At 37.2% G+C, this 20,504-nt stretch carries 16 protein-coding genes, 1 tRNA gene, 2 rRNA genes and 1 riboswitch (1 of these 20 running past the window's edge); of the genes, 13 read left to right on the top strand and 6 right to left on the bottom strand.

Annotated features, from left to right (window positions below; translation table 11 throughout):
* Positions 1-136: 136 nt before the first annotated feature.
* Positions 137-215: riboswitch (ZMP/ZTP riboswitch) on the top strand.
* A 166-nt stretch (positions 216-381) separates the two neighbouring features.
* From GMB29_RS21860 to GMB29_RS21835, 6 genes are all read left to right on the top strand, one after another.
* Positions 382-1,581 (top strand): phosphoglycerate dehydrogenase, encoded by a 1,200-nt coding sequence (locus GMB29_RS21860; RefSeq protein ID WP_136357296.1) that lies wholly within the window; start codon positions 382-384, stop codon positions 1,579-1,581.
* Positions 1,582-1,814: 233 nt separating this feature from the next.
* Positions 1,815-2,375, top strand: a complete 561-nt coding sequence (locus GMB29_RS21855) for a biotin transporter BioY (RefSeq protein ID WP_136357294.1) — start codon at positions 1,815-1,817, stop codon at positions 2,373-2,375.
* On the top strand, positions 2,375-3,823 hold the full coding sequence (locus GMB29_RS21850; protein ID WP_136357292.1) for an AMP-binding protein: 1,449 nt from the start codon (positions 2,375-2,377) through the stop codon (positions 3,821-3,823). Before GMB29_RS21855 ends, GMB29_RS21850 begins: the two co-directional genes overlap by 1 nt.
* Entirely contained in the window at positions 3,820-4,914 is a 1,095-nt protein-coding gene (locus tag GMB29_RS21845) for an acetyl-CoA C-acyltransferase (protein ID WP_136357290.1), read from the top strand. Before GMB29_RS21850 ends, GMB29_RS21845 begins: the two co-directional genes overlap by 4 nt.
* A complete protein-coding gene (locus GMB29_RS21840) occupies positions 4,911-5,252 on the top strand; it encodes a hypothetical protein (RefSeq protein ID WP_136357286.1) in 342 nt (113 codons plus the stop codon). Before GMB29_RS21845 ends, GMB29_RS21840 begins: the two co-directional genes overlap by 4 nt.
* Complete coding sequence (locus GMB29_RS21835) at positions 5,219-5,635, top strand: MaoC family dehydratase (protein WP_136357284.1); 417 nt, start codon at positions 5,219-5,221, stop codon at positions 5,633-5,635. Before GMB29_RS21840 ends, GMB29_RS21835 begins: the two co-directional genes overlap by 34 nt.
* Before the next feature lie 33 nt (positions 5,636-5,668).
* Here GMB29_RS21835 and guaC read toward each other — a convergent pair whose 3' ends face one another.
* A complete protein-coding gene (gene guaC / locus GMB29_RS21830) occupies positions 5,669-6,652 on the bottom strand; it encodes a GMP reductase (RefSeq protein ID WP_136357282.1) in 984 nt (327 codons plus the stop codon).
* A gap of 557 nt (positions 6,653-7,209) precedes the next feature.
* Here guaC and GMB29_RS21825 point away from each other — a divergent pair.
* Positions 7,210-8,160 (top strand): sugar ABC transporter substrate-binding protein, encoded by a 951-nt coding sequence (locus GMB29_RS21825; protein WP_155443930.1) that lies wholly within the window; start codon positions 7,210-7,212, stop codon positions 8,158-8,160.
* A gap of 138 nt (positions 8,161-8,298) precedes the next feature.
* Here the strand turns inward: GMB29_RS21825 and GMB29_RS21820 are convergent.
* A tRNA-Ala gene (locus tag GMB29_RS21820) sits at positions 8,299-8,369 on the bottom strand.
* Between the two features lie 223 nt (positions 8,370-8,592).
* Between GMB29_RS21820 and GMB29_RS21815 the strand changes: the two genes are divergently transcribed.
* Positions 8,593-10,320, top strand: coding sequence for an ABC transporter ATP-binding protein (locus tag GMB29_RS21815; protein ID WP_136357278.1), 1,728 nt, complete (start codon positions 8,593-8,595; stop codon positions 10,318-10,320).
* The gene (locus tag GMB29_RS21810) at positions 10,317-12,164 is read left to right on the top strand and encodes an ABC transporter ATP-binding protein (protein WP_136357277.1); all 1,848 of its coding nucleotides are present in this window, start codon (positions 10,317-10,319) and stop codon (positions 12,162-12,164) included. Before GMB29_RS21815 ends, GMB29_RS21810 begins: the two co-directional genes overlap by 4 nt.
* Before the next feature lie 141 nt (positions 12,165-12,305).
* Here the strand turns inward: GMB29_RS21810 and GMB29_RS21805 are convergent, their stop codons facing one another.
* Complete coding sequence (locus GMB29_RS21805; RefSeq protein WP_227551401.1) at positions 12,306-12,671, bottom strand: hypothetical protein; 366 nt, start codon at positions 12,669-12,671, stop codon at positions 12,306-12,308.
* 269 nt (positions 12,672-12,940) lie between these two features.
* On the opposite strand from GMB29_RS21805, the gene GMB29_RS21800 reads away from it, so the two are divergent.
* On the top strand, positions 12,941-13,744 hold the full coding sequence (locus GMB29_RS21800; RefSeq protein WP_136357273.1) for a hypothetical protein: 804 nt from the start codon (positions 12,941-12,943) through the stop codon (positions 13,742-13,744).
* A 346-nt stretch (positions 13,745-14,090) separates the two neighbouring features.
* Here the strand turns inward: GMB29_RS21800 and GMB29_RS21795 are convergent, their stop codons facing one another.
* Positions 14,091-14,861, bottom strand: a complete 771-nt coding sequence (locus GMB29_RS21795; RefSeq protein ID WP_136357271.1) for a GDSL-type esterase/lipase family protein — start codon at positions 14,859-14,861, stop codon at positions 14,091-14,093.
* A 223-nt stretch (positions 14,862-15,084) separates the two neighbouring features.
* On the opposite strand from GMB29_RS21795, the gene GMB29_RS21790 reads away from it, so the two are divergent.
* The gene (locus GMB29_RS21790; protein ID WP_136357269.1) at positions 15,085-15,993 is read left to right on the top strand and encodes a DMT family transporter; all 909 of its coding nucleotides are present in this window, start codon (positions 15,085-15,087) and stop codon (positions 15,991-15,993) included.
* Positions 15,994-16,009: 16 nt separating this feature from the next.
* Here the strand turns inward: GMB29_RS21790 and GMB29_RS21785 are convergent, their stop codons facing one another.
* On the bottom strand, positions 16,010-17,134 hold the full coding sequence (locus GMB29_RS21785; protein WP_136357267.1) for a gluzincin family metallopeptidase: 1,125 nt from the start codon (positions 17,132-17,134) through the stop codon (positions 16,010-16,012).
* 146 nt (positions 17,135-17,280) lie between these two features.
* A complete protein-coding gene (locus tag GMB29_RS21780; RefSeq protein WP_136357265.1) occupies positions 17,281-17,469 on the bottom strand; it encodes a hypothetical protein in 189 nt (62 codons plus the stop codon).
* A gap of 487 nt (positions 17,470-17,956) precedes the next feature.
* On the opposite strand from GMB29_RS21780, the gene GMB29_RS21775 reads away from it, so the two are divergent.
* Together GMB29_RS21775 and GMB29_RS21770 are read left to right on the top strand one after the other, a co-directional pair.
* Positions 17,957-19,506 (top strand): 16S ribosomal RNA (locus GMB29_RS21775).
* A 361-nt stretch (positions 19,507-19,867) separates the two neighbouring features.
* A 23S ribosomal RNA gene (locus GMB29_RS21770) occupies positions 19,868-20,504 on the top strand (it continues 2,295 nt past the right edge of the window).
* Together the 16S and 23S rRNA genes form the textbook arrangement of a ribosomal RNA operon.

The following is a 20,504-nucleotide window of genomic DNA, read 5'->3' as shown; positions in this document are numbered from 1 at the left end:
TTGTAGTATTTTTAATCAAGATTATGAGTGATAAGCTAATAAAATTATCAATAAATATAAAATTGATTTTCCTGTATCAAAACTTAAAATAGATGTTGAAGGTTTCAGAAGAATTTGATAAAATGAAAGAAATGAAAAGGCTATATGTAACTGGCGAAACGCGGATAACCGCGAGGGAGCATATAGTGTCGTAGCCGTTCGCCTGGGCAGAGGTAAGGGAAGTATTTCCCTTACCTCTTTCTGTATATAAGGAGAGGATATTAAAGTAAATACTACTGTTATATTCCGATATTTTAGAAAATACAGATATCATTATTTTTGATTATTGGTAAGGACACTTGCTTAAAATAAACTATCACTATATAAAGAGGAGAATCCATTATGACTACAATCACTTTAGATAAAGTTAAAACTATTAAAACGTTAAATAATATTGCAGAAAGCGGGCTAAATGTATTTAATACAGAGCGTTTTACAATTGATAATGACAGTGAAAACCCAGATGCCATCGTTCTTCGCAGCTTTAACATGCATAACATGGAATTAAACAATAATTTAAAAGCTATTGCACGTGCTGGAGCAGGTGTTAATAATATTCCGGTCGATAAATGTACAGAACAAGGAATTGTTGTTTTTAATACACCTGGTGCGAACGCTAATGCTGTAAAAGAAATGGTTCTAACTTCATTAATGGCTTCTTCTCGTAACCTTTTTGCCGGTGTAGAATGGACAAAGACATTAGATGGTGAAGGCGATCAAATTCCTAAGCTTGTTGAAGCAGGGAAAAAACAATTTGTTGGGAAAGAAATCAAGGGGAAAACTTTAGGTGTCATTGGTTTAGGTGCAATTGGTGCCCTTGTTGCGAATGATGCACTTGATTTAGACATGGATGTTATTGGATTTGATCCGTTTATCTCTGTTGATACAGCTTGGAATTTATCTAGAAATGTACAACGTGCAATGACGCTTGAGCAATTGTTTGCTAACTCAGATTATATTACTGTGCACGTTCCTTTAACGAATGACACAAAAGGAATGTTTAACAATGAAACATTTGCCATCATGAAGCCGGGAGTTCATATTTTGAATTTCTCACGTGGTGAGCTTGTAAATGAAACAGATATGGAAGCAGCACTTGAAAGTGGAAAAGTTGGTAAATATATTACAGACTTCCCGAATGCTAATGTATTGAAAATGAAAAATGCAGTTCCGATTCCACATCTTGGTGCTTCTACAAAAGAATCAGAGGAAAACTGTGCTATTATGGCAGCACGTCAAGTGAAAGAATTTCTAGAAACAGGAAATATCAAAAACTCAGTGAATTTCCCAAATGCTTCAATTCCTTATACAGGAAAGCGTCGTGTAGCAGCTTTCCATAAAAACGTACCGAACATGGTTGGTCAAATTACATTGGCTTTCTCTAGTTACCATTTAAATATCGCAGACATGGTTAACAGAAGCCGCGGGGAATACGCGTATACGCTAATTGACATTGACAATGAGGTAAATGCGGATATTATTCCTGAATTAGAGGAGAAAATTAAAGAAATCGAAGGTATCGTGACAACTCGTATCATCTAAGTATCCTTCCTTTAAAAAGATAACAAGAAAGGGTTAACACATTGTCACTTTCTTGCTCAAATGAATAAATTTCTTAGCATAGTCTCAACTTCTGTATGAAGTTGGGGCTATTTTTATATAGAAAATAACACTTGTGAGTATAGATACGCTCTATTCAGTGTTCATATGCTCTTTACAAATAATTAAGAACAGCATTATAATTATGTTAACTTTTAATGAGAGTAGGTTAACATATGAAAGTAAAAAAACTAATCTATGTTTCAATGTTTGCAACAATTATGGGAGCATTAGGGCTTCTTCCTCCCATCTTTACAGGGGTTTCTCCAGTACCAATTACTTTACAAACATTGGGTGTCATGTTGTCAGGAAGTGTATTAGGAGCACGTTTTGGTCCAAAATATGCTGCTTTAAGTCAGATCTTATTTTTATTACTTGTCATGACTGGTTTACCTCTATTATCTGGCGGCAGAGGTGGAATCGGTGTGTTTTTTAGTCCATCCGGAGGGTACCTCATCGGCTGGATCCTTGGTGCATATGTGATCGGATTTTTAGCTTATCGTATGAAAAGCGTATCATTTATTAAGATTTTGCTTGCTAATATTTTGGGTGGTATTTTAGTAGTTTATTTATTTGGTATTCCCATTCAAGCATTGATGATGAATGTTTCTATAGATCACGCAGCACTGCTTAGTCTTGTGTATATACCAGGTGATCTTTTGAAAGTAATTGTTGCTTCATTGCTTGCTGTAAAATTGCAACATTCTATACCGATTTCCGAAAGGCTGGAGGTTTAATGAAAATTACTAGCACTTATAAGAGTTTTGCTGAAAGGGCTGACAATCGGATTGCGATTGTTACAGATGACGAAAGGGTTACATATGGTGATTGGTTGAACTTAGTGCAGCGAACAGCTGCCTCTTTTTATAAAGAAACGGTCATCAATAAAAGAGTTGCTTTATTCTTGCCAAATGGCCGATTGTTTTTACAACTTTTCGCTGGTGCAAGTGAAGCTGGCTGGGCAAGTATTGTTGGTGATATGAGATGGAAAGAAAGGGAAATAGTGGAACGTCTTCAACAAGTAACACCTGATCTCATTATTGCTGATGAAAAGATGAAGGAATTTTTTCATCAGCATCCAATAAAGACAATTTTTTCAGATGAGATTGAGGAATGGCTAGGTTCTAATATCGATATTCAAGACAAGGATGAAAATGTCCCTTTTTACATTGGTTTTACCTCTGGTTCAACAGGGCAACCAAAAGCCTTTATACGATCCCATCATTCATGGATTGAAAGTTTCCGATGTAATCAAGTAGATCTTGAGATGACGGAAAAAGAACATGTATTAATCCCTGGTTCATTTGTAAATTCTACTTTTTTATATGGAGCCTTAAGTACTTTATTTTTAGGTGGAACGATCTACGTGTTGAAAAAATTTTCACCAGCACGGTTGATGAATTCCTTACGTACTTATCCGATTTCTACTGTATATGTCGTACCGACTATGATTCAAGGACTATTAAATGCTGGTTATTTTCATGAACAATCTGTTTCTTTTATATCGACAGGGGCGAAATGGCTGCCCAGTGTAAAGTCAAAAATGCGCCAGCAGTTTCCAAATGCAACTTTTTATGAGTTTTACGGATCATCAGAGCTTAGTTATGTTTCGGTTTTAAAGAATGATGAACAAGTTAGCTATGCAGATTCAGTTGGCAGGGTGTTTCATAATGTTGAAATTAGTATTCGGAATGAAAAAGGACGAGAAGTAAAGGTCGGGGAAGATGGAATATTGTATGTGAAAAGTAAAATGCTTTTTGATGGTTATTTAAATAATGAGCAAGAAACAAAGAAAGTATTACAAGGTGAGTGGGCGACTGTATATGATATTGCAAAAATAGATGAGAAGGGGTATATATACTTACTTGGTCGGCAAAATGACATGATTTTATATGGTGGTATGAATATATACCCTCAAGAAATTGAACAAGTATTAAAAAGATATGAAGGGGTCGATGAAGCAGTTGTTTTGGGAATCGATGATGAATATTGGGGAGAGAAAGTAGCTGCATTTATTAATGGAAATGTGTCTTTACCTTTATTGAAATCATATTGTCTTAAGACTTTATCATCTTATAAAATTCCACAGATATGGAGAAAAGTAGATACGTTTCCGTATACAACTGGAGGGAAAATTTCACGCCAAGAAATAAAAAAGTTGTTTGAGAAAGGAGCATTAAAATGACAAGGGCGGTGATCGTGAAGGCTAAGCGTACAGTTATAGGGAAAAAAGATGGTTTCTTAAAGCAGTATAGCCCTGAACAATTAGCGGCATTTGTTATTAGAGATATCGTTCAAGATCTTACCGAACCGGTTGATGATATCATTTTGGGAAATGTGGTAGGTCCCGGGGGAAATATTGCAAGGCTATCAGCATTGGAGAGTGGTCTGCCTTATTCTGTTCCAGGCGTTACGATTGACCGGCAATGTGGATCTGGATTAGAAGCAATTCGCATTGCATGTCACCTCATCCAAGGTGGAGCTGGAGAAATATTTCTTGCAGGCGGTGTTGAAAGTACCAGCCAATCTAAGTACGAAAAAAGAGCCCGCTTTTCTCCTGACCATATTGGTGACCCTGACATGGGCGTTGCTGCTGAGTATGTTGCAGAAAAGTACGGGATTACTAGGAGCATGCAGGACGAATACGCTCTTCTAAGTTATAAAAGAGCGATGCATTCCTTAAAAAATAACTATTATTCTGATGAACTTGTAAAAATTAATGATGTTTCCTTACAAGATGAACGCTTAAATCCCAAGTTGAACTATGAGAGAATGCTGCATCGATTATCCCCTTGTTTTAAGGAAAATGGAACGGTAACACTAGGGAATTGCTGTGGAATTAATGATGGGGCAGCAGCGGTTCTTATTATGTCTGAGGGAAAAGCTGAGGAATTAGGATATCAGCCTGTCCTGCGTTTTGTCGATAGTATTGTAACAGGGTTGAATCCCAACTATCCTGCAACTGGCCCGATACCAGCTGTTTCAAAAATTTTATTTAAACATTCTTTATCAATTCGGGACATTGACTTGATTGAATTAAATGAAGCGTTTGCTTCAAAGGTAGTGGCATGTGCAAGAGAGCTTGGGATTCCTTATGGGAAATTAAACATAGAAGGCGGCGCCATTGCTTTAGGCCATCCATATGGGGCTTCAGGAGCCATATTGGTGACACGATTATTTTATGAAGTGCAGCGTTACAAAGTAAACTATATCATCAGTACGATTGGCATTGGCGGAGGTATTGGGATCGCAATATTATGGGAGAGTATGATATGAAAAAAGTTACAACGATTGTGACGATTACTGAAGAAATGGTGCAAAACTATGAAGCGATTGTTGGAAAACAAAACAGGTTACCACCAACCTTTCCGATGATTTTATACCGATATATCAAGGTTCCATGGGAATTCCAGGCAGCACCGATTCATCGAAAACAGACATGTGAATGTTTCAAAGAACTTTTCAGTGGTGAAAGTTATCGCTGTGTTGTGACACTTGAACAAGAAATACAAAAAGGAAAATATATGTTTTACACCCAATCTCTCGTAGGGTATAACAAAGAAGGAAGCGAGTGTTTTCGATGTGTGTCCGAATTAGTCGTTCGTTTACCATAACAGAAGAAAAAATGATGAAGTACGCCTCTCTTTCAGGGGATTTTAATCCCATTCATCTTTATCAAGATGAAGCTGAACGTTCTGGATTTAAGGCACCGATTGCCCATGGTATGTTAACAATGGGCCTCTCACTTGATATCGTTTCTTCTTTTACCGAAAAGGGAATGATGGTTTTTACGTTTCAGATGCAGTTTCTAAAACCAATCTATATGAATGATACGATTCATTTAGTTGCCAAAATAATGTTGGAGGGGGAAATAGTCGATCTTTTCATTGAAGGCAGGAATAATGAAAATGAAGCGGTGGTGAGGGGGAAATTATCATTGGCAGATGGTGATTATATAAAAAAAGATGAGCAAGTATTACATAACTTACTCACCTAGTTTGAAATCAACTATTAAAAAGTTTCATTACATTTAAAATGTCTTATCACCATTAAAGATTGAATTCTTAACGACAACATAATCTACATTACGTATCGCATCTAGTTTTTTGCCTCCAGCATATGAAATAGAAGATTGTAGGTCCTGCTCCATTTCTATTAAAGTATCAATTAAAGAACCTTTATGTTCTACATACATTCTTTTGCCTTCAACATTTTTCTTTTCGCCTTTTTGAAATTCTGAAGCTGAACCAAAGTATGCTTTATAGAGCTTTCCATCTTTTTCAATCGTTTCACCCGGAGATTCTTCATGGCCAGCAAATAATGAACCAATCATGACCATTGATGCACCAAATCGGATAGATTTTGCAATGTCACCATGTGTACGAATTCCTCCATCTGCAATAATCGGTTTGCTTGCTGCCTTTGCACACCAACGTAAAGCAGCTAATTGCCAACCACCCGTTCCGAATCCAGTTTTGATTTTTGTAATACATACCTTTCCAGGTCCGATCCCAACTTTTGTCGCATCCGCTCCAGCGTTCTCTAACTCTCTTACTGCTTCAGGAGTTCCGACATTACCTGCAATCACAAAACTTTGTGGTAAGAGCTTCTTAATATGATGGATCATCTTAATTACAGCATTGGAATGACCATGTGCAATATCAATCGTAATATATTCAGGTACAAGATTTTCTTCTGATAATTGTTGAATAAATCCATACTCTTCTTCTTTTACCCCAACACTAATAGAGGCGATCAATCCACGTGATTTCATATCTTTTATAAAAGACACTCGTTTTTCTGGCTGAAAACGATGCATGACATAAAAGTAGCCTTTTTCTGCTAAATAAATCGCTATTTTTTCATCGATAATTGTCTGCATATTTGCAGGTACAACAGGTAATTTAAATTTATGTTCACCTAAAGTTACAGTAGTATCACATTCAGAACGGCTATCTACTATACACTTTGCTGGAATTAATTGAATATCTTCATAATCAAACACATTCTCCATATTTTGCACCCCTAAAAACGAATATTATTATTTTGAGTTGTAAAAAATGTTCGTCCTTTGGTAATTTACCTTATTTTTAACTCGTTGTCAAAAATTTTATGATGAACTTAAAATTCGCAAGTATAGGGTGTAAGAGATATTAATTGATTTATTTTGAGAAGATATCAATGTGGATTTAATGGTTGTTTTCCATTTTGTTAACCAAGCAGGAGGTACACTCGTTTTCTAATAGTATAATTCAATCAATTATTCGAAGTATCACTATAAAATTTGTTGATTCCACAGGGTTGAGACGCATTTTTATAGGGGTGTTATTCTACCATATATCCCATTTTGGAAATAAGACTCGTTTTTTAGTGATTTCTCAATGCTTAAAGATATGGTATCCTTTTCACATAAAGTCGTGGCAAAAACATGTACAAAAATTAGGGGCGATTACCTCTTTGTAACGCTCGAAGAAATTTAAGTGAAAACTTCTTTTTGTTTAAAATACTTGTTTAATTTAGAAGTTTCTTCTTACTTTCTTTAAAATAAGTAAAAGAGAAGGGGATTATTTTGTGAAAAGTAGTTTTGTATTTCTTTTATGTATAGTTGTAATTTCTGCTATTATAATATTTTTTATAACTAAAAAAATGGAAGTTCCAAAGCCAAAAATAGTTGTTGTATTAAAAGATTTAGATACTCAGTATTGGGAAATAGTAAAAGCTGGGGCAGAAAAGGGGTTTCAAGACTTTGGGATAGATGGTGAAGTGATTGCACCTAGTACCGAATCAGAAGAGGCAGATCACGAAGAAATGTTAAAGAAAATCCTATTCGAAAAGCCTGACGTTTTAGTTTGTGCTCCAATAGAGGTTCCTAAATACATGTCTGTCCTTGAGGAGTTTATTGAGGATAAAATTCCAGTTTTATTATTAGATACGAATATTCCTTTGGAGGGTAAGGCTTCCTATATAGGCACCGATAATTATAAATTAGGTAGAAAAGCAGGAGAATTATTAGCATCGGAATTATACCCTGGTGATGAGGTTGCTGTCATTGCCGGGAATATGACTAGTCAAGTGTCTGGTGAACGGGTAAAAGGAGCAAAGTTAAGTTTAGAAGAAGCAGGGATCATCATCGCCTCTGAAAAAGTAGATTTACCAAATGAATCTGTACCAGTTAAACAAGCAATGAAAGAGATTTTGCAGAATCATCCTAATGTCAAGGGTGTCATTGCAACAACTGATATTATGGCATTAAATGCTTTTGATCAACTTGAGGCCCAAGGGAAAAAAATGCCAGTCATTGGTGCGGATGGAATTATTGAAATGGTTAAATTAGTTGATGAAGGAAAGCTGCCAGGTACAGTAGCACAAAATCCTTATGATATGGGTTATTTAAGTGTTCAAGCCGCCATGAAAGTAGCGAAGGGAAATAACGTGGATTCTGTTATTGATAGCGGGGTAGATATCATAGTAAAAGGTAATGGGAATGAGAGAATGAATTTTCTAAAAAACGTTTTAGAGTAAAATTTGCTATTTAATCAAACAATACGAAAGGTTATAAAGCTTAAGACAGGCTTCTTTAAAAACATTTACAGTAGCAAAAAACTCGTCAGCATTTTGACGAGTTTTTTAGTGTTACATTAAGAAGTTAATCTGTTGAAATGGAGCCTACGAGAATCGAACTCGTATTACTTGACTGCCAGTCAAGCGTAATCCCATTATACCAAGGCCCCATGTATTAAAAATCTTTACGTGTAAACATTATACTAAATTTGTAGTACAAGATTCTACCCCTTCTAAAAAAAATCTAACAAACAATTCAGTATTAACCTACTAGACATAACATGAGAATTAATTCAAATAATAATATTTCATTAGGTTAATCATCTGGAAATATACTATAATAGGTAAGCGAAGAATGATGGAAAGTTTTACAAATCAGAGAAGGTGATAATAATGCTAGAAATGTTTAAGTATCTAAAGCCATACAGATGGCAACTCGTTCTCGTCTTTGTTTTTCAATTAATCGCCATTTTATTCGAGTTATATTTACCGACTCTAATGGCTGAGATTGTTGACGTTGGGATTGTCAATCAAGATGTTCCTTTTATTTTGAGAACTGGCGGCTTGATGGTGGTTTGTGGCATCATGTCAATTTTATTAATGGTTGGCGTTAGTTACTTCGCAGCTAAGGTATCACTTGGATTCGGTCGAGATATGCGCAGAGAGCTTTTTGTTCATGTAGAGCATTTCTCTTTACAGGAGTATGAGAAATTTGGATCTGCTTCGTTAATTACGAGAACAACAAATGATGTTAAGATTGTTCAAGATGTCATTAATATGATGCAACGAATGATGACAAGGGCTCCGTTAATGTTAGTCGGCGGGATCGTGCTCGCAGTTTCAAGGGATCGTTATTTATCATTAGTATTCCTTGCTGCATTACCGATATTAGCATTCATCATTTTCATTGTAGCGAAAAGAGCCATACCACTTTTTTCAGCGTTACAGCAAAAAACTGATCGATTAACACTTATTCTTCGTGAGGTACTAACTGGGATACGTGTTGTTCGAGCATTTAATAGAATTGACTATGAAAAAAAACGTTTTAATCTTGCAAATGATGATTTTCGAGATACAGGAATAAAAGTTGGTAAACTGATGGCATTAATGTTTCCGATTATGCTTATTATCATGAATTTTACGAACATCGCAATTGTCTGGTTTGGAGCTATCCGTATTGAACAAGGTGAAATGCAGGTTGGAAATTTATTAGCGTTTATTCAATACGCGGCAATGATTTTAATGTCGTTGATTATGTTGTCAATGGCATTTATCATGATTCCCCGTGCACAAGTATCGGCAAAACGCTTAAAAGAAGTTTTACAAACAAAACCGATAATTAAAGATCCAGAAAAAGATACAGAGTTAAAGTCTTGTGATGGAATTGTTGAGTTCAAAGATGTAACTTTCCGTTATGAAGGGGCTGAAAAGCCTGTTCTTGAAGGAATTTCGTTTACTGCTAAACCAGGTGAAACAACGGCAGTTATTGGAAGTACAGGAGCGGGAAAATCGACACTTTTACAAATGATCCCGCGTTTTTATGATGTGGAAAGTGGTTCTATATTAATTGATGGTGTAAATATTCAAAACATGAAGCAAAGTACCCTTCGCAATAAAATTGGGTATGTTCCTCAAAAGGCTATGTTGTTTAGTGGAACGATAGCAGAGAATATGCGCTATGGAAAAGAAGAGGCAACTGATGAAGAAATTCATGACGCATTAGAAACAGCACAAGCAAGTGAATTTGTTCAAAAAAGAGAGCAAGGTATCCAGAGTATACTCGAACAAGCGGGAGCAAATTTGTCTGGTGGCCAAAAACAACGGTTATCGATTGCTCGTGCACTTGTGAGAAAACCACAAATTTATTTATTTGATGACAGTTTCTCAGCTCTTGATTACAAAACAGATAGCAAGCTCCGCTATGCATTAAAAACAGAAACATCTAATGCAACAATCATTATTGTTGCGCAACGTGTGAATACTGTGAAGGATGCTGAAAAAATCATCGTATTAAATGAAGGAAAGATTGCTGGTGTAGGAACACATGAAGAGCTTTTAAATAACAATACCATTTATCAAGAAATTGTGTCATCTCAAGAAAATGGGGAGGTTTCAGCATGAGTGAAAAAAATCGTTCTGGTGGACCTCCGATGCGAGGTGGGATGCACCACGGACCAAGGCCAGGAATGGTCGTCGAGAAACCCAAGGATTTTAAGAAAACCTTCAAAAGACTAGTAGGATATTTAAAACCATGGAAAAATCGTATGATCTTAGTCGTGATTACAGCAATTTTGTCTACTCTATTTAGTGTCGTCAGTCCAAAGTTGTTAGGTGATGCAACATCATCTATATTTGCGAGTTTTACAACACGTACCTCCATTGATTTTGCGTTTATAGGTAATTTATTACTCCTTTTAGTAGGCTTATATTTCATCTCTTCTTTGTTTGCGTATGTTCAGCAATATGTAATGGCCGGTGTCTCGCAACGGACAGTTGCTCAACTACGAAAAGAAGTAAATGAAAAGTTATCAAGAATGCCTTTAAGCTTTTTTGACAAACACTCACATGGTGATTTATTAAGTAGAGCTGTTAATGATATTGATAGTATTAATCAATCGTTACAGCAGGCATTAACACAAATTATTAACTCAGTTATTTCAATTCTCGGTATTATCATTATGATGCTCGTCATTAGTCCGCTCCTTACATTAGTGGTGCTGATCACAATACCGTTAAGTATCTTTGTTGCACAATTTGTGACAAAGTTTTCTCAAAAGCATTTTGTTAAGCAACAAATGGAGCTAGGGAACATTAATGGTCATATTGAAGAAATGTTTACTGGACACCAAGTTATAAAAGCATTTGGCCATGAAAAAAAGTCAATTGCTGAATTCGAGGAAATTAATGCTCGCTTATACTATTCAAGCTGGAAGGCTCAATTCATCTCAGGTCTGATGATGCCTCTAATGGGTTTTGTCGGAAATCTAGGGTTTATCATCGTTTCAATCTCTGGTGGACTTCTTGTTTTAAATGGAAATATTCGCGTCGGTGACGTTCAAGCGTTTATTCAATATACACAACAAATATCACATCCATTAGCACAAGCAGCAGGTATTGCGAACATGATTCAAGTCGCACTTGCTTCTGCTGAACGTGTTTTTCATTTATTAGATGAAGAAGAAGAAAAACAGGAAGAGGCAGCACCTATTGACATTCATGCGCTTCGCGGCCATGTCGTCTTCGATCATGTCCGGTTTGGCTATGAAAAAGATCAGCCGATTATAAATGATGTCAGTCTTGAAGTAAAAGAAGGCCAAACTGTTGCAATTGTTGGACCTACTGGTGCGGGGAAAACGACCATTGTGAATCTATTAATGAGATTTTATGAGTTGAATAACGGTGCTATAAAAATTGATGGTGTACCTTTAACAGACATGAGTAAGGAACAAGTTCGTAGTTTGTACGCGATGGTTCTACAGGATACATGGCTGTTTAATGGTACAATTCGAGAAAATATCGCATATGGTCAAGAGGATGCAACGAATGATGAAATCGAGGAAGCTGCAAGAAATGCATATGCCGATGATTTTATCCGGACGCTTCCGGATGGATATGACACGGTTTTAGGAGAAGATGCAACAAATATTTCGCAAGGGCAGCGTCAGCTTCTGACGATAGCGAGAGCCATTATTGCTAAACCGAAAATCCTGCTTCTTGATGAAGCAACAAGCAGTGTAGATACTCGAACAGAAATGAAAATTCAAAAAGCAATGACAAAGTTATTGGAAGGTCGAACAAGTTTTGTTATTGCACATCGATTATCAACGATTCGCGATGCTGATCTGATTCTAGTGATGGATCAAGGAGATATCATTGAAAAAGGAACACATGAAGAGTTACTTGCACAAGGTGGATTCTACTCAGATTTATATAAAAGTCAATTTTCACAAAATGAACCGGCATGATTTTTTTGTTCGGGTCTAAAGATATCAAAAAATTCAAATAATTTTAAGAGGGAGTTCAATTTGTTACATAATTGAACTCCCTTTGTTTCAATTGTTGCTCATTTGCCAGTCGTGCAGACTCTTTTTTTAAAAATAATTAATTTAATAATATGGATAATATGGATAATATGGCGGGTAGTAAGGATAAGGATAAGGGTAAGGGTATGCGTAAGGTAATAATGCTAAAGCGGTTAAAGCAGCTAATGGGAAAAATTGACGTCTAAAGCGTCTAAATCTACGTGGGCCATAACCACCATAAAATTGTCGATCATCTACCTCGTCGTCTCTAGCATCTTCACCAACTAATACTGTAAGTCGATCCCCCTCAACCTCTTCGATGATTCCATCATAAGTCTTTCCATCGTTCATTGTTAAAAGAACGTGATGATGCAAATATTTTTTGCATTTTTCATGTAAATTGCGCGAATAATCGAATTCATTATTAGAATCAACGTTTTCGTATGTCACTTTTTTCATCCCCTTTCAAACATCATGATATTCACCTATTTAAAAATAATGACCATTCTAACTGTAAAAATTATTTTATCAATTAACATTCATCAATCTTTCTTCGCAAAAATTTTTAAAAAATGAAATAGTTTGGTAATAGTTTGTTCATAATTAATGGAGAAACTATTCACGTGCAGGTAACCTAAATTGGTGGTGGTGAATGAGGAGAATATCCTACAAAGTAAATTGATTACATAAACAACTACTATAATTTTGGAGGGTGAAAGATGAAGAATCAAACATTTATATATGTTCTATCGGGAATTTTTACAATATTCGCTGTAGGTGCGAATCCAGCTTTTGCAGAAATGTCTATGAAAGAGACAATCGCGAATGTGAAAGAAGAGATTTCATTAGAAGATAAAGGACATCCACACGGAGATCCTGAAGAACATATTGAGTTTATTCAAAGACAAGCAGAAAAGTTAGGGATTGAAACAGAGGGTAAAGATGCAAAAGAATTAGCAAAAGAGGTTCGCAAAATACACCTTAAAAAAGAAGCAGAGGAACTGGGGATTAAAACAGAAGGAAAAGACATAAAAGAACTAGCTAAAGAAGTAAGGGAAACAGTTGTTAAAAACAAGGCGAAGGAACTAGGTATAAAATCAGAAGGGAAAGAAGTGGATGAGCTAGCAGAAGAAGTAAGAGTAGCTCTCATTAAAAATAAAGCAAAGGAACTAGGTATTGATACAGAGGGGAAGGAGATAGATGATCTAGCTAAAGAAGTCTTAAAAGCAAGTATTTATAAAGATGCAAAGGATTTAGGAATTAACACAGATGGAAAAGAGCTTATGGAACTTGCAAGAGAAGTGAATGTCAAAAAACTCTTTCGGACGGCTGATAAACTAGGAATTGATACGAAGGGTAAATCAACACATGATATTATGGAAGAGATTTTTACAAATTATGCTGATGAAGCAAAGGACAAGAAGCTTTTTCCATTTGATGGAGACAAGGGCTTTCACTTTGGGGGACATAAAGGAGGATTCCATAAAGGGGAATCGTCGGTTGGGAAAGAAGCAACAAACTAAAATGTACTCTTCATTACGAAAAAAACCCCATCAAACGGATGGGGTTTTTATAACGAACGTTAATCGATAGCTAATCAAATACATAACAAGACTAATCGATCTTAATTTCAAATGAACCAACTGCTTCACTGCCTGTAGCGGTTTTTGCATAGATTGTATATATTCCATTTTCAGCGATCTCAAATGAATTTCCGGTCACTTTAGTCCCTGCTGTAGCAAAAACTGCAATGGTTTTTGCTCATGGTAACCATTTAAATTCGACAATATCCGTATTTTTAGGAAGTATGACAAGAGCAGGACGTGAAGTCTCATCCTTAGTGGATAAGATAGGTTCATCAATTGTCATTTACTTAAGTGGTTGTAAGGATGGTAATTCTTTCGTTGCAAGTAGTGCAAGTGCTTCATGCCCGGCTTTAGTAGGATGAAAATCACCTTGTATAATATAATTTACCTGATTACCAGTAAATTTTGTATACGCATCAAGGTAAATTGACCCTGTATGAGCTGCAATTTGACTGATTACTTCTGTGTTAACTTTTGTCGTGATTAGCTCTCCAATGTTATAGAGGGAAGCGGCAAAGGGATCTGTGCTTTGTCCAAAGGGATTATAAATCGAGTATAGCATAATAGGTGCATCAGTCTTTGTGCGAATTAACTTAATGGATTCTTGTAAATTAACAGAAAGCTGAGTTGCTGCAGTGTTCACCTTATTTATCATCACTTCTGTTGGAACAATTGGCTGCTTTGATACAAGAATTTCTCCAAGTCCAACTGCCTGCATTAAATCATTTGCCCCTATATATATCGTAATAACATCTGCTTGTTGTAGCTTAGTACCTGCTTCACTTGTGTTGAGTACTTGTACTAAATGAGTAGAAGTCCAACCAGGAAAACTGACATTTAATACCTCAATACCACCAGTCCCTATTAAAAATGGAAATGCGTTTTGTGATTGTTTAGGTGGGTTTTGAGGTTTTTCAAGATTATACCCAAATGTAATCGAATCACCTAAAGAAACAACAGTTAACTTCTCATGTTCATTTGCAGAAGCAAATGTGGAAAACATTATACTTAGTAAAAGTATAATCGTAAAAAGAATGGGCAGTTTCTTAAACATATTTAATTTTGATCCCCCTTGTAATTAAATCCTATCATGTTTCTTGTATGTTTCCCGTTAATGATCAATTATCGTATCCTTCCCTCCTTTTATGTCATGCGCTCTCATTATAAAACACGAATTTTTTTGCAATTAGTAAATCCTTTCAACAAATTTCGATTTTATTCTTCATTTCGTGATAGAATAATGAAGGTTTACTATTATAGATTAGGAGTGACAAAACATGGATTCTTCACGGCTATACCCTTTTATAGCACTAATAATAGGGGTTATTGCTGTTTCCGCTTCAGCGGTATTTGTTAAACTTACGACTGCACCTGCTCCTGTTATTGCGTTTTATCGCTTATTCTTTTCAACTGTCCTGATCGCACCGTTATTTCTGATAAAAAGTTTAGGTGAAGTAAAGTTGATGTCAAAGAAAGACTGGCTTTTTTCTTCTATATCTGGAGTTTTTTTAGCTTTCCATTTTATTTTATGGTTTGAGTCGCTAAATTACACGTCTGTTGCGAGCTCAGTCGTTCTTGTTACATTACAGCCTCTTTTTGCTTTTATCGGAACCTATTTATTTTTTAAAGAAAAAGTCTCCAAGATTGCTGTTGTAAGTGGGGGAGTAGCGATTGTAGGGAGTGTCATTATAAGCTGGGGAGATTTCCAAATAAGCGGCTTGGCGTTGTTTGGAGATATGCTTGCACTTGCAGCATGTGCAATGATAACTGCGTATTTACTATTTGGCCAAGGTATTAGGAAGCACCATTCTTTGACATTATACACATTCATTGTTTATGGAATAAGTTCCATTACATTGCTTCTATATTGTTTATTTTTACAATATCCTTTGGCGCCCTATCCAACATCAGATTGGTATTATTTTTTATTACAAGCGCTTGTGCCAACCTTGTTAGGCCATTCACTATTTAACTGGGCATTAAAATGGGTTAGTACGAATACAATCTCCGTCATGATTTTATTTGAACCAGTTGGTGCAATTATCCTTGCCTATTACATACTAGGGGAAAATGTGATCCCTACTCAATTAATAGGCGGAGCTGTTATTATGGCCGGAATCATCCTATTTTTATTAGAAAAACGACTTGGATATATAGCAAAAAGAGTCCAAAGGCCTGCAGAGTGAGATATGCAGGCCTTTGTTATTGATTCATACTGATTTTGTTAGTTTCTAAATACACTTCTTGGAGATCTTTAATGGTTATTCCAGTAGCTCTAGTAAATCCTTCATTAAAATCATTCACTTTGGCTGTTTCTTCTATAATAGATCTGATAATTTCGTCTCCGTATTTTTTCACTAAGTAGTGAATGGCATAATAGCTCTGAATATAAACTTCATAATTGTCAAATCTGTATTCTTCCCATTCTTCATGTGTAATGAGCTTTTCGAACGGTGCTTCTTTAAATGGATAGTAACGGTGTGCTACTTCATGCATTCCAACATATTCTGCTACACCTTCATGAAACCATAGTGGAACTCTGTTGATATAAAGTCCTTGCTCTTTCATAAATGTTTGTAAACGATAATGAGTGTATTCATGCATAATGGTACTCTGAAAATAAAAGATTCCAGGCATTTGATCAGACAAGATTTCGTCTAAATCTGAGATCGCAATTCCAACGATATCATTCGGATCATCAAAATAGCCCATCGTCTTTAGTAAAGAAGTTTGCTCATATAATTCCTCTGAAGAAGAATGAAGAATAAGGTCGATATCATTATCCTCTACTTTTCCAAATAAATTAGTAGTTAGTGTATCAGTCTTATCAATGGCATGTTTGATAATTGGTAGTAAATCCTTTTCGTGTGGTTCATAAAAGATTTCAACATTATCGTATGTTGTACGTAATTTATGAGTTTTTATTGCATGATAATCGATGGAATTTGTCTTGTCTTTTAGAAAAGGAAGTATGTAAAACTCCATTTTCTCTTCGAAAGTCAGGTTTTCTCCGAGCTCATTTGTAATCATTAGATTGATTGAAAAAAAGAAGATTGTTGCAAATGTGCATGTAATTGTTAACAATGTAAAAGATATGAGACCAATGAAACCTTTAAAAGAAAGAAAGTTGAATGTTTTAGATGCATAAACAAAAGCATACATACAGTAGCAAAATAGTCCAACATACAGCAGAATAAAGATGATCGTTATAAAAAGACTAATCGTTTTATTTACTATTAAAAATAAACCTAATATAAGAACAAAAATAATAATAAACACAAGTAAGGATTTAATTAGGTTCCTAATAACGTCATGAAATATTTTCAAAGCTACCTCCCAAATAGGTGTATCCTTATTGATATTTATGAAGTAACTAAGAAAAAAATCATGATATTATATATAAAATTTTTTCTTTTGAATTGAAACCATATAAAAACGTTATGCAAAATGCATAACGTTAAAATCATTCTATGTTAAATAAGCTGATAAAATATCGAGGATAAATAAGCAAAGGTAAAACCTAAAGGCAGGCTTAAAATAATTGGAAATCCGTCAACAGGCCCCTCTTCATTACTAATTCGAATGGCTTCCTTATAACCGTAGGAAAAGTGAAATAGTGATAGAAATAGTGTTAGTAACATTATTGCAAACGTAACAGTCATTTTCTTTCCTCCGCCTTTTAATATTCTAGTTTTACTATTAATACATGCAAAAAACTCTAGTAATATGATAACTTTTTTGGAATTTGTAACGTCAATTTAAACAATTAAAGAAGAGAACAATAGTTGGAATTTAGAAAGAAAGAGAAAAGCTATGTAAATAATTACCATTTATAGATTACAAATTCTTTTTATAACAAATCGTCAAATTGAATAGAAAAAAACTATTGCTATTATTTTTTTATCGTGATATATTATTAAACGGCGCTGATGAACAAAGCGAAAAACAATAACATCAAAAACTTATTATTTAAAAGTGAAAAATGATGTTGACAAGCATTGAAATAAATGTTAAATTTAGAAAGTCGCTTCTGGATGAAACGACAAAAAATGATCTTTGAAAACTAAACAAAACCAAGCGTGCCAACGTTAATTTTGATTAACAAAACAACGTACTATAAAGTACAAATTTATGAGCTATATCAACTCTTTATTGGAGAGTTTGATCCTGGCTCAGGACGAACGCTGGCGGCGTGCCTAATACATGCAAGTCGAGCGAATCTGAGGGAGCTTGCTCCCAAAGATTAGCGGCGGACGGGTGAGTAACACGTGGGTAACCTGCCTGTAAGATTGGGATAACTCCGGGAAACCGGAGCTAATACCGGATAACATTTCGAACCGCATGGTTCGACATTGAAAGATGGCTTCGGCTATCACTTACAGATGGACCCGCGGCGCATTAGCTAGTTGGTGAGGTAACGGCTCACCAAGGCGACGATGCGTAGCCGACCTGAGAGGGTGATCGGCCACACTGGGACTGAGACACGGCCCAGACTCCTACGGGAGGCAGCAGTAGGGAATCTTCCGCAATGGACGAAAGTCTGACGGAGCAACGCCGCGTGAACGATGAAGGCCTTCGGGTCGTAAAGTTCTGTTGTTAGGGAAGAACAAGTACCAGAGTAACTGCTGGTACCTTGACGGTACCTAACCAGAAAGCCACGGCTAACTACGTGCCAGCAGCCGCGGTAATACGTAGGTGGCAAGCGTTGTCCGGAATTATTGGGCGTAAAGCGCGCGCAGGTGGTTTCTTAAGTCTGATGTGAAAGCCCACGGCTCAACCGTGGAGGGTCATTGGAAACTGGGGAACTTGAGTGCAGAAGAGGAAAGTGGAATTCCAAGTGTAGCGGTGAAATGCGTAGAGATTTGGAGGAACACCAGTGGCGAAGGCGACTTTCTGGTCTGTAACTGACACTGAGGCGCGAAAGCGTGGGGAGCGAACAGGATTAGATACCCTGGTAGTCCACGCCGTAAACGATGAGTGCTAAGTGTTAGAGGGTTTCCGCCCTTTAGTGCTGCAGCAAACGCATTAAGCACTCCGCCTGGGGAGTACGGTCGCAAGACTGAAACTCAAAGGAATTGACGGGGGCCCGCACAAGCGGTGGAGCATGTGGTTTAATTCGAAGCAACGCGAAGAACCTTACCAGGTCTTGACATCCCACTGCCCGGTATAGAGATATACCTTTCCCTTCGGGGACAGTGGTGACAGGTGGTGCATGGTTGTCGTCAGCTCGTGTCGTGAGATGTTGGGTTAAGTCCCGCAACGAGCGCAACCCTTGATCTTAGTTGCCAGCATTCAGTTGGGCACTCTAAGGTAACTGCCGGTGACAAACCGGAGGAAGGTGGGGATGACGTCAAATCATCATGCCCCTTATGACCTGGGCTACACACGTGCTACAATGGATGGTACAAAGGGCTGCAAGACTGCGAAGTCAAGCCAATCCCATAAAACCATTCTCAGTTCGGATTGCAGGCTGCAACTCGCCTGCATGAAGCCGGAATCGCTAGTAATCGCGGATCAGCATGCCGCGGTGAATACGTTCCCGGGCCTTGTACACACCGCCCGTCACACCACGAGAGTTTGTAACACCCGAAGTCGGTGGGGTAACCGTAAGGAGCCAGCCGCCTAAGGTGGGACAGATGATTGGGGTGAAGTCGTAACAAGGTAGCCGTATCGGAAGGTGCGGCTGGATCACCTCCTTTCTAAGGAAAATGAGGCACACTTGGTTTTTGTTTAGTTTTGAGAGATCATTCTGATCTTTCTATATGTAAGAAAAACATAGGAGTATAAATGCATGTAGCATTTGCACGTCCTGTGCTTTATGTTCCTTGAAAACTAGATAACGATAACAATTCAAGTAATTCACTGAGTTTAAACGCTTAGTTTAGTGATTCTCTTAATAATTATTAAAGGGACATTAATTTCGTATTGATGTCCCGAGGCGAAGGAGAAGCGAAGAGTACGAGGCGGCGAGTGGTCGAGGAGCAGAGTGTACCGTTTTGGTACATGAGCACCGGAGAACGCGAAGCCAACGAAGTAATCTGAAGCTTATCGTTCGCCGAAGGTTAAGTTGTTAAGGGCGCACGGTGGATGCCTTGGCACTAGGAGCCGATGAAGGACGGTACTAACACCGATATGCTTCGGGGAGCTGTAAGTAAGCTTTGATCCGGAGATTTCCGAATGGGGGAACCCACTGCTCGTAATGGAGCAGTATTTTCACCTGAATACATAGGGTGATAAAGGCAGACCCGGGGAACTGAAACATCTAAGTACCCGGAGGAAGAGAAAGCAAACGCGATTTCCCAAGTAGCGGCGAGCGAAACGGAATTAGCCCAAACCAAGAGGCTTGCCTCTTGGGGTTGTAGGACACTCTATACGGAGTTACAAAGGAACGGAGTAAATGAAGAGGTCTGGAAAGGCCCGTCAAAGAAGGTAACAACCCTGTAGTTGAAACTTCGTTCCCTCCAGAGTGGATCCTGAGTACGGCGGGACACGTGAAATCCCGTCGGAAGCAGGGAGGACCATCTCCCAAGGCTAAATACTCCCTAGTGACCGATAGTGAACCAGTACCGTGAGGGAAAGGTGAAAAGCACCCCGGAAGGGGAGTGAAAGAGATCCTGAAACCGTGTGCCTACAAGTAGTCAAAGCCCGTTAATGGGTAATGGCGTGCCTTTTGTAGAATGAACCGGCGAGTTACGAT

Origin of the sequence: Metabacillus sediminilitoris, assembly GCF_009720625.1 — a bacterium.
Lineage (GTDB): Bacteria > Bacillota > Bacilli > Bacillales > Bacillaceae > Metabacillus > Metabacillus sediminilitoris.
This window is presented reverse-complemented; position numbering and strand designations above follow the sequence as displayed.